The sequence below is a fragment of the Rhizobium sp. BK377 genome, assembly GCF_014193935.1.
Lineage (GTDB): Bacteria > Pseudomonadota > Alphaproteobacteria > Rhizobiales > Rhizobiaceae > Rhizobium.
Map to the genome: position 1 here is coordinate 110,904 of NZ_JACIAC010000004.1, position 12,952 is coordinate 123,855.

Consider the following 12,952-nt stretch of genomic DNA (forward strand, 5'->3'; position numbering starts at 1 on the left):
ATCCATCCTCTGGCCCCATGTCTTACAGGATCGCGCCGGATGCAGCAAAGCGAGATCGGTTCGTCGACCGGAACAATCAGTCGTCGAAATCACGCCCTTTGCGCAGGAGATAGATATCCATGATCCAGCCATGTCGCGCCCGTTCCTCGGCTCGGAGCCGGAGGATGTCGGCGGCTATACTGCCGAGCCGGCCCGAGCGGATCACTTCATCCTTGGTGCCGAGATAGGCGCCCCAGAAAATCTCGGCATCGGGATCGTCAATCTTCGAGAAAGCCTGCTCGCCATCGAGCATAACGACCGTCGTTTCATGCGTCAGCCCCGTCGCGGTCAGCCGCCGGCCGGTGGTGATCTCGACCGGCTTGCCGACGAGATTGACAGGAATGCGGTGGCTTGCCGCCAGCGCCTGGATGCTGGTGATGCCGGGAACGACGCTATAGTCAAAGGCGCAGGTACCGGCGCTACGCACGCGTTCAATGATGCGGATCGTGCTGTCATAGAGGCTCGGATCGCCCCAGACGAGGAAGGCGCCCGCACCAGTTTCCGGCAGATTGGCAATCAGATCTTCATAGATGCGGGCGATCGCGGCGTGCCAGTCGTCTACGCTCCCGGCATAACTTTGGTCGGAGATTGCGCGCTGTGGTACCTCGAATTCAACGATGCGCACACCTTCGCGGGTCAGATATCGATCGCAGATCTCCCTGCGAACCTCGGCAAGATCCGCCTTCTTGGCACCTTTGGTCGGGATGAACACGACGTCTGCCATGTTCATGGCGTTGATTGCCTGGATGGTCAGATGTTCGGGGTTGCCCGTGCCGATGCCGATGATATGGATGTGCCGCACGCTCTCTGCCTCGTGATTTCACCGGGTTGTGCCGCTAAAGAAAGTCTTTGGCAAGGGCGGATCCGACAGTTGGCCGCGGCCAACTTTCTCTCTGTTCGGTTAGCGAACGGTTTATTGTCGCTGGCTCCGAATCATGTCATCTTCGATACGCTTTTTGACGCTATGTTGATGGAAAAGCGCTTTAAGAAGGGGCAGGTGTTTTGGACAACATTAGCGTATCAACGACAGACGTTCGCATCGAACGGCACGCCACGCAGCTCTCACGCCAGCTGAAGCTGCTGCGAGAAAGGCTCTTTCCGCCGCTTTCGCAAAAGACGCTCCGGACATTTACCTCCGGCGAAGCAGCGCAGATGGTCGGTGTTTCCGACGGCTACCTTCGCCAGCTTTCACTCGATGGCAAGGGGCCGCAGCCGGACGTTTCGCTGAACGGCCGCCGCTCCTACACCCTTGGTCAGATCAACGAGCTGCGCCAGCATATGGCCAAGATCAAGCCGAAGGATGCGCTCTCCTACCTGCCCTGCCGTCGCGAGGGCGAGAAACTGCAGACGATCGCCATCACCAATTTCAAGGGCGGTTCGGCCAAGACCACGACGACGCTTTATCTTGCGCAGTATCTGGCGCTGGAAGGGTACCGGGTCCTGGCGATCGATCTGGATCCACAGGCTTCGCTCTCCTCTCTACTCGGCGTCCAGCCCGAGTTCGACCTCGGCGATGGCGACACGCTCTATGGCGCGATCCGCTATGATGCGCAGCGGCGCCCGTTGAAGGATATTATCCGCAAGACCTATTTTGACGGCCTTGATCTCGTCCCCGGCAATCTCGAGCTCATGGAGTTCGAGCATGAAACGCCGCGGGCTTTGAATGATCGCCAGAGGCCGGAAGAGCTGTTCTTCCGCCGCGTCGGCAATGCGATAGCCGAAGTCGAAGGCAATTACGATATCGTCGTTATCGACTGCCCGCCACAGCTCGGCTATCTCACGCTCGGTGCCGTTTGTGCCGCCACGTCGCTTCTCATCACCGTTCATCCGCAGATGGTCGATGTCGCCTCTATGTCGCAATTTCTGTTGATGACCTCGGATCTTCTCTCCGTGGTGCGCAAGGCCGGTGGCGACCTGCAGCATGATTTCATCAAATATGTCGTCACCCGTCACGAGCCTTTCGACGGGCCGCAATCACAGATCGTGGCACTCTTGCGCAATCTCTTCGGTGACGATGTGCTGACGGCAACGATCCTGAAATCGACGGCGATTGCCGATGCGGGCCTGACCAAGCAGACCCTCTATGAAATTGAAAAGGGGCAGGTTCGCCGCTCCACCTATGACCGGGCACTGGAATCGGTTAACGCCGCCAATGGCGAGATTCTTGCCAGCATCCATAAAGCATGGGGCCGCACATGAGCAGACGAGATCGACTGAAGGGCTTGTTCACCGACACGGCGCAGGAGTTGGCCGCGGCCAACTTCGAAGAGACGTCTGTGCGTGGAGCGGCCGGTCCGGTACGCACCATGGCGCTGACACTCGGCCGCATGGAGGAAGAGAGCAGGGCGATGGAGGAAGCCCTGTTGTCTGGCGAACACATCGTTGAACTCGATCCGGAGCTGATCGATTCCTCCTTCATTCGAGATCGCCTCGGCGATGAGCCGCTCGATCTGGAGGACGAGCTCGTGCAGTCGATCGCCGAGAATGGCCAAGAAGTCCCGATCCTCGTGCGGCGTAATCCGCACCATGACGGGCGCTATCAGATTGCCTATGGCCATCGCCGCCTTCAGGCCGTCAAACTGCTCGGCCGTAAGGTGCAGGCGGTCATCCGCAAGCTCGACGATACAGATCTCGTGATCGCGCAAGGCATAGAAAACTCGGCGCGACGCAATCTCTCCTACATCGAGCGGGCCGTTTTCGCGCTCAACCTCGAACTGAAGAAGTTCGATCGTCCCGTCATCATGAAGGCACTTTCAACCGACAAGACGGAATTGTCGAAGCTCATCTCCGTCGCGAAGGCCATTCCTGGCGATATCATCCAGGCCGTAGGCGCGGCGCCCGGCATCGGCCGCAGACGGTGGATGGCCCTTGCCCAGGATTGGACCGACACCACCGCCGGCCGTCTGACGAAGCTGATTGCATCCTCCACCTTCAATGCGGTCGAGAGCGATCGCCGCTTTGAGCTGGTCATCGCCGAGCTTTCAAAGAAGGAGGAGGCCAAGCCGCAAACCACGGAATATGACTGGAAGCCTGCGAGCGGTGGCAAGATCGCCGGACGCATCAAGAGTTCCGGCACGTCCTATACAATTGTTCTGAAGACAGGTGACGCACCGGATTTTGGCACCTATCTTTCAAGCCGCCTCGACGAGCTTTATGAGGCCTACAAGGCCGAGAAGCAAAAGACAGGGGATACGCTGTAGCGCGGCGCGGCGAACCAGAGCGGGAAGCGGCTAAGCGCAAGGTCGATGGCCGGCTCCAGCTGATAGGCGGAGCGATTGTTCCGCCCGTACTGTCGTCGATACAGCAATGATCCCTAGAAAATACCGGCTTAAAAGGTTGAGCCTTCGGGAAACTGCGTTGCCCGCATGTTTTCACCATGCGATAACCGACGGAAGCGAATGCGGGTCTCGCTTCCTTTGACAAGAATCCATTAAGCCGAACAATGCGCTACGATATTGACGCCACCACGCTCCAGACGCTGCTTCCGGCCATTGCTGGGGCCGAGGATGCTTTGGCGCGGCTCGATGAGCGGGTAGCGCGCTCGCCGATAGGGCAGGGCTTTGCGGCGCGCAGTCATTTCTTCGATTCAGCCGGCGCGCTGTGGGTGGCGGGGGAACTTGTACATGTCGAGGATCTCGTCCTGCACGATGCGCATATGGACAGCCGCGCGCCGAGCCATGAGCTGACGATTGCCCATTCCGTTCTGCGGACACGGCGGCGGATCGAAACCGCCGATCCTGGCTGGGCGCTCTCACCGGCAGGCCTCGGCGCGCTGACCGCCAGCACGTTGGAAGGGGAGGAGAGGGCGCCGGGGGCGGGAACGAACGCGCCCATCGGAGAGGCTGGCGACGAGGATGACCAGGCGCCGCTTGCCGCCGAAATCGCCGAGCTCGACGCCCTGCTAGCCCGCTCGCAAAGACTTCTCGACCGGCATGTGGGGAAGGCCGTCGTGGAACCGCCGACCGAGGCCGCGCCCTCGCAGCGCAATGACGACCCGTTCGGCCTGTTCGGTGACGACGAATGGAACGAGGAAGAACGGATTCAGGAATGGCGTGGTCTGATCCCGCTCGTAGAGGAACTGCCACCTACCCTGGCGACCGCCATCCTCTTCGACGCCTGGGAACAGATCGAGCCGCTGCGCCGCCAGCATTGGCTGAGCGGCCTGCTGATTGCCAGCAGCCTGCGGGCGCGAGGCAAGGTCGCCTCGCATCTCTTTTCTTTTTATACCGGGTTGAAGCAGATTCGTCATGAGCGCCGGCGGGCGCGTAATCGCGTCACGCGCCTGCAGGCCTTTCTTGATGCCATGCGGGAGAGTGCCGTCATCGGCCTCAAGGAGATCGACCGCCTGTCGTTGGCGCGCACGCAGATGGAGCTGCGCTTTCGCGGTCGCCGCTCGAATAGCAGTCTGCCGCAGCTTGCCGATTTCATCCTGTCGCGTCCGATGGTGTCGGCCGCCATGGTCGCGCGTGAACTTGGCGTCACGCAACGCGGCGCGCTCAATCTGATCAATGAGATAGGCATCCGCGAAATCACCGGTCGCGGCCGCTATCGTGCCTGGGGCATAATCTGATCCGCGTGGGCCAAAGCCGCGGGCCGACGCCTCCATTCGCTACGCGCATGAGCTCTGCTGGGAAAGAGCATGAGCCTGCATCCGCTCGATCGGTTCGCGCCTTTCAAACCGAGGACTTACCGCCAGAAGAGCGGCCGATGACGAGATGCCTAGCACCGCCAGCGCAATGCAGCGGTAGCGACGGGCGAATCCCATAGAGAAAGCTCCTCGTCAGTGAGGAAGGCGAGCGTGATCGAAAGCCCCTGCATGTCGAGTGAAGTGGCATAGGTGCCAACAAGCGAGCGCTCGACTCGCAGGCTGTACTCCGCCATGATTCGAAGGGCAGAGTTGTAGGCAAGATAGAGTTCAGCGGGCGGCGTGCCGCCAAGTCCGTTCACCAGGAGCAATGTTTTATCTGTGCTTCGGCTGGTTTCGTTGAGGATAGTCTCGCTGAGATACCTGACAATAGTGTCAGCGTCGGAGAACCGCTCTCTCGAATGACCCGGCTCTCCATGAATGCCGACGCCCATCTCTACCTCGTTCGGCTCAAGCACGAAGGTTGTGCGCTGGGTGTCCGGCACCGCGACACCGGTCAGGGCAACGCCCATCGACCGGATGCGTGAGGAGAGGCTATCGCCAAAGGCTTTTAGTTCTGAAAGGGATCGACCCTGCTCGGCAGCCGCTCCGAGGAGCTTTTCAATGATAAGCGTACCGGCAACCCCGCGTCGCCCACGACCGTCGTCGCCCCTCGTCGTTTCGATGTCGTCGCAGGCAAGGACCATTTCAATTCTATGCCGGTCTGACGCCATTTCTGACGCCATTTCGAAGTTCATGACGTCGCCATCGTAGTTCTTGACGACGAGCAGGCAGCCAGCACCGGTGTCTGCTTCCTCTATCGCACTGACGATCTGGCTCGGCGTGGGCGATGTGAAGATATATCCGACACAGGCCGCATCGAGCATGCCGCGACCGATGAAGCCGATATGCATCGGCTCATGGCCCGCCCCGCCGCCAGAAATGATGGCGACCTTGCCGGGAACCAGCTCACGGCGGCGTATGCATTTGCGGCCTGCGCCGAACACAACGAACTCCTGATGGGCGCGCACGAAGCCTTCGATACTCTCGGCGACCATAGTCTCTGCCGTGTTCATGAATTTCTTCATCAAGCCCCTCCCAAGGCGATGATCATGCCAATCCTTCTGCGTCTGCCACAAGGGCTTGCTTAATCCGGCAGCCCAGAAATTGCTGCGATCTTCTGCACCAGATCGCCAATCGCTTCCTCAAGCAGCCGATTGCGTCTCTCGTCGCCGAAATCGGGTACCATCAGCGAAAGATGCCGCAGTTTTTCCGAGGCGCCAAGTTCCGGCAGCTTGCCTGGATGTGCGGCTTGATAAGCATTCAGAAAGCGCTCCTGTTCAGCAGCACTGAAGTGGCACACCCTGAAGACCGTCGCGAGATGCCGGGCAGGAAGCGGCGTTGCATAGGTCGGGCTTGTTATCTGCGTGACGAAACTGCGATGTTTGCCAAGTTCCGTCGCGAGCCTCTGGCGTGTTCCGGAAGGCCTGTTGTCGATGATTTGCGCCAGAATGGATTTGTAGGCGATAATGGCGCCCTCGGTGTCTTCGCGCGCCATCCTATTCTCCGGCTGCCTTTGTCCCATCTGCCTTCAGGCCGACGATTGCCGATCTTATCGCGGGAAGCCGAGCGGGTGCCACGGAAAAATGCCGTATGCCTGCGGCAAGCAGATCCGCAGTCAGGGATGGATCCCCGGCCATGTCGCCGCAGATGCTGACTGGTTTTTTTCCGGCCAGTCTTATGGCCTGGGTCAGCAGGCGCAGGACGGCCGGCACCGCCTTGGCCTGGTAAAGCGCGAAGTCGGCATCCTCGCGGGGCGATGCGACGAGATATTGCGCAAGATCGTTCGTCCCAAACGAAAAGAAGTCTGCGCTTTCGAACTCGTCCAACATGAGCGCGGCGGCCGGGACTTCTACCATCATCCCGACGGGAGGCATGCGATGCGGCACGCTCCGTCTGGAGAGCGCGTCGGATTCTTCGCGATAGATCTGCCTGATATCATCGACGTCGGATGGAAACATCACCATCGGCAGCATGATCTGAAGATTGCCGAAGACTGCCGCACGCAAAAGCGCGCGGGCTTGAACACGCACGATCTCCGGCCGGGCAAGCAGAAGACGGATACCGCGCAGCGAGCCTACGTCGGTCAGTCCGGCGAGCGGCTTGTCGCCGCCTATATCCAGCATGCGAATTGTCGTTGACCGGCCATCTGCCCAATCCAGCAGACGGCGGTAGATTGCAAACTGCCTTTCTTCATTTGCGGCATCCCCAAGCGACGTCAGGGCGAATTCTGAACGCATCAATCCGATGCCGGCGGTCGTCGCAGCGTCGATCGCATCGATTTCCTCGGGAGCGTTGACATTGATGGCCAGCAGGACCTCGCAACCATCTGCAGTGTGCAAAATGCCGTTGTCGGCTGCCGATGCCATCCCTGTCAGGCGATGGTCGAGCGGAGCCGTCGTCGCGCTCTGCTTGGCTAGCTGAAGCATGATGATACCAGAATCGCCATCAACGCCAATGTGTTGTCCTTTCTCTGTTGTGAAGCGACCGGCGCCAATGACCATCGGAACCGAGCGAGACCTGGCAAGCAGTGCCACATGGCCGACTGCGCTGCCCGCATAAAGAGCGATACCCCCACCTGCCGACCAGTCATGCGCGAGGAACCGGCTGGGCTCCATGTCTTTTCCAACATAGATGGAGCCGGCCGGAAAGTCGTCGATCGGCGTACCGGTAAGGATCGACAGGACACGATTCTTGACGTCGAGAATGTCGACGGCACGTGCCTGCAATTGGTCTTCCTCCGCGCATTCCAGTTCGCGAATATAGGCATCGAGTGTCCCGACCCAGGCAAACACTATATTCTCACCCGCATCGATCCGCGCGCCGGCCATCTCCATCAAGGTCGGGTCCTGGAGCACTTCGATCTGAAACTCGATGATTTCGCCGCTCTCAGGGTCTGTCCCGGCCGCAAGGCCGCGCAGTTCGCGGATGGCCTTCGCGATGGCATCGCCGAGTTCGGTATGGCTCGAACGGCTTGAGGGCGGCGACGCAGCAGCCGCCATCGGCTTTGCGACATAGGCCGGTCCGGTCGCAAAGCCTGGCGATGCACTCGTGGCTTTCAGTCTAGGCGGTGCGGCCATGCTTCTTTTCCTCATCGAAGTTACGTTCGACGAGGTCCTTCAATGCGCGAATCGCTTCCTCGGCGAGGATCCCCTCGGCGCGTATCTTGAGCAACGATCCCTTGCGGATCCTGGCACCCATGATCTTGATGATGCTCTTGCCATTCAGCCAGACATCGCTGCCGCCGATCGCGACTTCGATCGAGCAGGGAAACGACTTTGCAAGCCGCGTGAATGTAACCGAGGGCCGAGCATGCAGTCCAACAGAATGCTTTACCTCGACCTCCGTCTGGCAGCTGGCATGTATCTGCTCGCCCTCACGGCTTCCCATGCGTAATCCGCCGCTCATCAGGGTGACAGCTCCTCTGCCGTCGCAATGACCTTGGTCAGCGATGCACCGCCGGAGGCCTCGGCCGCCGCGATGACAGCGCCCTCCACGACGGGCGCATTGCAGATCGTTACCTGTTTCGACCGCGGCAAGCCAAGCATCTCAACCGCCATTTCACTGTTGGTTTCGGCTCCCCCAAGATCCACGAAGACAGCGACGCCTGCGTCAGACCAGGCCTCCTCGATGGCTTTGAGAATGCCGCGTGCATCCGTTCCAAGTTCGCCGTGACTGTTGCCGCCCGACCAGGCAAGCGGCACACTGTCGCCGACCATCTGTCGCACCATATCGGCGGTACCACGCGCAACCAGAGGCGAGTGGGAAACAATCACAATCCCAACGTTAGGCCTGTTCCCATTCATGCCGATCGGTACTCCTCGAGATAGCGGCAGATCGCAGTTGTCAGCAGCGCACAACTTGAGGCGCCCGGATCGACATGGCCGATCGAACGGTCTCCGAGATAGGAGGCACGCCCGCGCATGGCCCTCATCGCAGCAGTCAGCTCGGCAGAAAGTTCGGCCTGGCGCGCGATGTCCGTCAAGGGCAATCGATGTGCAAGCGCGTCCTGGACGGGATAGAGAACATCAAGAAGCGTCTTGTCCCCGGCATGTGAGCGGCCACGACGCGCGACCGCGTTGATCGCCTGCTTCAGTGCCGACGGAAAATCCTTCTCCTCGTCTGGGGCACGGAGCTCGCGGCCCATCTCCATGAGCAGCGTCCCGTAAAGCGGGCCGGCTGCACCGCCGATATTCATCACGAGCGTCAGGCCAATTTTCTCGAGCGCGTCAGGCAAGGGAAGAGCTGAAACGGAGGCCTCCTCGGCGCTCACCGCTTCGCAGCCGCGTCGCATGTTCGTTCCATGATCGCCATCACCAATGGCGCGATCAAGCGCGCACAGGTGCTCGCTGTTTGCCGCGATCGTCGCGCGGCAAGCTTCGATCAATCCCGTGAGAAGAACCGGTTCTGCCTGCACCCGAAACCCTCCCGCGTTCAGAGCTCATATTAGCGCTGCCGCCACTTCGAAAACGCCTGCCACGGCGACCGCACCGGGATCGGGCACGCCTTCGAGATCCTTTTCGCCAACGTAGGAGGCACGACCGGCTTTTGCCTGTCGCATCGCCCTTGTCGACTGAGCACCTGCCGTCGCCGCTCTTGCCGCGGCTGCGACGTCCCCTGATGAAAGGGCGGCAAGCGCGGGAGCCAGTGCGTCGACCATTGTGCGGTCGCCCACAACAGCGCCTCCATAGAACGTCATCCGATCAAGGCCGGCAAGCAGGGCAGCGGCGAAATCGTCCTTTTCTGCCATGGACTTGGATGCGGCCGTGAAGAAGATCGAGAGAAGGACACCGCTGGAGCCGCCCATGCTCGTGCTCAGGATCTCGCCGATGGAGGCCATCGTCGCGGCAGGATCTTTCAGTGGAAGTGCGTCGATGCGGGTAAGAATGCTGCGGGCTCCGGTCGCGACGGTCGAACCGGTATCGCCGTCACCAACCCGGCCATCCAGGTGATTAAGCTCATCCTCCAGCGAAATCAGATGCTCGCAAAGCGCAGTCAGGAGGCGACGATTGTTCCTGTTGTCGCTGGCGGGTGCCGCTTCGCTCTGTCGCGACGCCCCTTGAGGCACAGGAAGGACAGCGATCTCATGCCGTTCGGTTGCGGGCGGCCAGGCATGGGGTTCGACGGTGGCCCTAAGGGCGGCTTCACGATCGGCGTCCAGTCGAATGAGCGACAGGGAAAAGCCGTTCATGTTGAGAGCGGTCATCATCGGTGCCGGCCCGATGATAAGCCGAACCCGGTCGGCGATCTGCGACGACAGGACAGCATTGGCGATGACCGCCATTTCAAGCGGGGGCACGGCGCCGAGATTATTGATCAGCAGCGCATGATCTGCCGCACACTCGAGCTTCGCCGCCAGTCTCTCGGTCATCGTCGCGACCAGATCGGCAATCGGCTGCAGGGAAATACGCTCGACCCCGGGCTCGCCGTGAATACCGAGACCGAGTTCGCCTTCATTGGCGCCCAGTCGATCCTCATGTGTTTGGCCCGGCACGCTGCAGGTTGAAAGCGACATTCCGAGCGAAACGATGCTGCCCGCTGCGGCATTCGCCAGGTCCGCCACCGTCTTGAGCCCGGCGCCGGCCTCGGCGTGATAGCCGGCGATCTTGTGCACGAACAGCGTACCGGCAACGCCGCGGGGCTGGATGATGCCGGGGATGGCGATATCGTCGGCAACGATGACCATCTCGACATCGAAACCTTCGGCGCGCGCCTTTTCGGCAGCGAGGCCAAAATTAAGGCGATCGCCCGTATAGTTCTTGACGACCAGCAGGACGCCCTTGGGGCCGGTTACGGCGCGGATCGCCGTCAGCACCGCATCGACGCTCGGCGAGGCAAAGATTTCGCCAGATACAGCTGCGGTCAGCATGCCCCTGCCGACGAAGCCAGCATGAGAGGGCTCGTGCCCGGCCCCTCCGCCTGAGATTATGGCGACCTTAGACTTGTCCCAATCGGCCCGCAGGATCACCTTGATCTCCGGAAACGCGTCGAGACGGGCGAGACGGCCGGCGCTGCTCGTCTGGAGCAGGCCGTCCAAGGCTTCGGTGACAATGGTTTCCCGGCGGTTGAAAAAGTGTTTCATGGAGACAGATCCGTCTTTTATGCCAATGAGTTCGTTTCTTTCGGTTGCTTATCCAAGGCGCTGGCCGCTTGCGTCGAAATAGAGTGGATCGCGCAGTGTCACGCTTATTCGATCACCCGGCCGGATTGCGAGATATGGATCGGCAAGCGTGACCAGCTTGTGGTCGCGCACCTTGATGTGAAGGTGGTTCTGGTCCCCCAGATGTTCGATCCAGTCGATCTTCGCACTGGCGTTTTGGTCGACGACGATATCGAGGTGCTCGGTTCGCGCGCCGATCGTTTTCGTTCCCGGCGGCGGATTGGCGCCGGGAAGAAGATCGGCCGGCAACAGGTTGATGTGTGGCTGGCCAAGGCGCGCGGCGACATGAAGGCTGGCCGGATTGCCATAGATTTCGCGCGGCGTTCCGACTTGTAGCAGCCGTCCTTCCGAGACGATGCCGATCCGATCCGCCATGGTCATCGCCTCGACCTGGTCGTGGGTTACATAGAGCAGGGTCGAGCCGAGTTCTGTCTGAATGCGCTTCAGTTCCAGGCGCAGTTCTGCACGCAGTTTCGCATCGAGTGACGAGAGCGGCTCGTCCATCAGATAAATGGCAGGCCTGCGCACCAGCGCCCTGCCGATCGCAACGCGCTGCATTTCCCCGCCCGACAGACGCGTCGAACGGTTCTCCAGCTTGTGATCGATCCTGACCATGCGCGCAATGTCCCGGACGCGGCGGTCGATTTCTTCGCTCGCAAGCCGGCGCGCCGGGGCTCGCAGCGGAAAGGCAAGGTTGTCGTAAACCGTCATATGCGGATACAGCGAGTATTGTTGAAAGACGAAGGCGACATCCCGTTCAGCGGGAGCTTCGCTTGCGACATTGCGGCCGCCGATTTCGATGCGTCCACCGTCAGGGCGTTCCAGCCCCGCAATAAGGCGCAACGTGGTCGTCTTGCCGGCACCCGTCGGCCCGAGCAGGACGACGAATTCACCGTCACGGATGGAAAGGTTGAAATCAGCCAGAGCCTGAGTGTCGCCGAAACGCTTGTCGAGCCCCTTGAGAATGACGTCAGCCATGTTGAGCCTCCGAATAGAGTGCCGAGGCAACAGCGCGGCCCGACTTGCAGTCGAAGAGCGCGAGCTTGCGCGGATTGAATTCAAGGCCAACAGTCTCGCCAATACGGAAATCGCGGTTTGCCGGAACGCGTGCTTTGATCACCCCGCTCGATGTCTCGATTGCCACGATCTGATTGGTTCCGAGATATTCGCTGCCATAGACGGCTCCGCGCAACGGTGACGTGTCGCTGAGGCGGATATGTTCGGGCCTGACGCCGAGCGCAAGCTCCGACTCGGCCATATCCTGGTGCACCTCGGGAACGCTGACGTCGACGCCGTTGAGCGATATCGACTGCGCTCCCGACTGGAGACCCGAAGTGAAGCGCATGAAATTCATTGGCGGCGAGCCGATGAAATCCGCGACATACATGGTGGCCGGCTTGCTGTAGATTTCCTGCGGTGTGCCGAATTGTTCGATGACGCCATGGTTCATGACCGCGATCTTGTCGGCCATAGCCATCGCCTCATGCTGATCATGGGTCACGTAAACCGTTGTCGCGTGGATGCGATTATGCAGTTCGCGCAGCTCATGGACCATCACCTCGCGGAATTCGGCGTCCAGCGTACCAAGCGGTTCATCCATCAGGAAACACTTCGGACGGCGCACGATCGCGCGGCCGAGAGCCACGCGCTGGCGGTCGCCGCCAGCTAGTCCGGAGACGGACCGGTTCAAGATATGATCGATCTGCAGCAGACGCGCAGTCTCCTCGACGCGCTGACGGATCTCGGCCTTCGGCATGCCTTGCGACAGGAGCGGGAAACCGATGTTCCTGCGCACATTCATATGGGGATAAAGCGCAAAAAGCTGGAAGACGAAGGCAATGTCGCGGGCGCTGGCGCGATTGAAGGTGACGTCCTCCCCATCAAGGTAGATCTTGCCGCTGGTCGGCAGTTCCAGGCCGGCGATCATGCGAAGCGTCGTCGTCTTACCGCAGCCAGAGGGGCCGAGCAGTGCCAGGAACTCGCCGTCATGTATGACGAAGCTCGAATCCTGCACCGCCACGAAGCTGCCGAACTGCTTGCGGAGATTTTCTATCCTGATGTCCGCCATG

The 12,952-nt window shown here is 60.5% G+C and carries 13 protein-coding genes; 3 read left to right on the forward strand and 10 right to left on the reverse strand.

The features are described from left to right. Positions 1 to 76: 76 nt before the first annotated feature. Positions 77 to 841, reverse strand: coding sequence for a precorrin-6A synthase (deacetylating) (cobF, locus tag FHT92_RS17725; protein ID WP_183827704.1), 765 nt, complete (start codon positions 839 to 841; stop codon positions 77 to 79). Positions 842 to 1,041: 200 nt separating this feature from the next. On the opposite strand from cobF, the gene repA reads away from it, so the two are divergent. The 3 genes from repA to FHT92_RS17740 all read left to right on the forward strand — a co-directional run bounded on the left by repA (position 1,042) and on the right by FHT92_RS17740 (position 4,609). Continuing rightward, on the forward strand, positions 1,042 to 2,238 hold the full coding sequence (gene repA / locus FHT92_RS17730) for a plasmid partitioning protein RepA (protein ID WP_183741914.1): 1,197 nt from the start codon (positions 1,042 to 1,044) through the stop codon (positions 2,236 to 2,238). Next, positions 2,235 to 3,239, forward strand: coding sequence for a plasmid partitioning protein RepB (gene repB / locus FHT92_RS17735; protein ID WP_183827707.1), 1,005 nt, complete (start codon positions 2,235 to 2,237; stop codon positions 3,237 to 3,239). The genes repA and repB overlap by 4 nt, the downstream gene beginning before the upstream one ends. Before the next feature lie 242 nt (positions 3,240 to 3,481). Continuing rightward, positions 3,482 to 4,609, forward strand: coding sequence for an RHE_PE00001 family protein (locus FHT92_RS17740; RefSeq protein ID WP_183827711.1), 1,128 nt, complete (start codon positions 3,482 to 3,484; stop codon positions 4,607 to 4,609). A 149-nt stretch (positions 4,610 to 4,758) separates the two neighbouring features. Here FHT92_RS17740 and FHT92_RS17745 read toward each other — a convergent pair whose 3' ends face one another. Genes FHT92_RS17745 through FHT92_RS17785 form a run of 9 tightly spaced genes read right to left on the reverse strand, consistent with a single transcriptional unit; the run spans position 4,759 to position 12,951 of the window. Then, positions 4,759 to 5,751, reverse strand: a complete 993-nt coding sequence (locus tag FHT92_RS17745; RefSeq protein ID WP_183827713.1) for a dihydroxyacetone kinase subunit DhaK — start codon at positions 5,749 to 5,751, stop codon at positions 4,759 to 4,761. A 59-nt stretch (positions 5,752 to 5,810) separates the two neighbouring features. Further along, the gene (locus tag FHT92_RS17750; RefSeq protein WP_183827715.1) at positions 5,811 to 6,221 is read right to left on the reverse strand and encodes a hypothetical protein; all 411 of its coding nucleotides are present in this window, start codon (positions 6,219 to 6,221) and stop codon (positions 5,811 to 5,813) included. A gap of 1 nt (position 6,222) precedes the next feature. Beyond that, positions 6,223 to 7,803 (reverse strand): putative PEP-binding protein, encoded by a 1,581-nt coding sequence (locus tag FHT92_RS17755; RefSeq protein WP_183827718.1) that lies wholly within the window; start codon positions 7,801 to 7,803, stop codon positions 6,223 to 6,225. Continuing rightward, entirely contained in the window at positions 7,787 to 8,131 is a 345-nt protein-coding gene (locus FHT92_RS17760; RefSeq protein WP_183827721.1) for an HPr family phosphocarrier protein, read from the reverse strand. Before FHT92_RS17760 ends, FHT92_RS17755 begins: the two co-directional genes overlap by 17 nt. Next, on the reverse strand, positions 8,131 to 8,529 hold the full coding sequence (dhaM, locus tag FHT92_RS17765) for a dihydroxyacetone kinase phosphoryl donor subunit DhaM (protein ID WP_183827724.1): 399 nt from the start codon (positions 8,527 to 8,529) through the stop codon (positions 8,131 to 8,133). The genes FHT92_RS17760 and dhaM overlap by 1 nt, the downstream gene beginning before the upstream one ends. Then, positions 8,526 to 9,140 carry a dihydroxyacetone kinase subunit DhaL gene (dhaL, locus tag FHT92_RS17770; RefSeq protein ID WP_183827727.1) on the reverse strand — a complete coding sequence of 205 codons (615 nt, stop codon included), beginning with the start codon at positions 9,138 to 9,140 and terminating at the stop codon, positions 8,526 to 8,528. Before dhaL ends, dhaM begins: the two co-directional genes overlap by 4 nt. A 24-nt stretch (positions 9,141 to 9,164) precedes the next feature. Next, positions 9,165 to 10,805, reverse strand: coding sequence for a dihydroxyacetone kinase subunit DhaK (locus tag FHT92_RS17775; RefSeq protein ID WP_183827730.1), 1,641 nt, complete (start codon positions 10,803 to 10,805; stop codon positions 9,165 to 9,167). 48 nt (positions 10,806 to 10,853) lie between these two features. Beyond that, positions 10,854 to 11,861, reverse strand: a complete 1,008-nt coding sequence (locus FHT92_RS17780) for an ABC transporter ATP-binding protein (protein WP_183827733.1) — start codon at positions 11,859 to 11,861, stop codon at positions 10,854 to 10,856. Next, positions 11,854 to 12,951 carry an ABC transporter ATP-binding protein gene (locus FHT92_RS17785; protein ID WP_183827736.1) on the reverse strand — a complete coding sequence of 366 codons (1,098 nt, stop codon included), beginning with the start codon at positions 12,949 to 12,951 and terminating at the stop codon, positions 11,854 to 11,856. Before FHT92_RS17785 ends, FHT92_RS17780 begins: the two co-directional genes overlap by 8 nt. Position 12,952 lies beyond the last annotated feature (1 nt).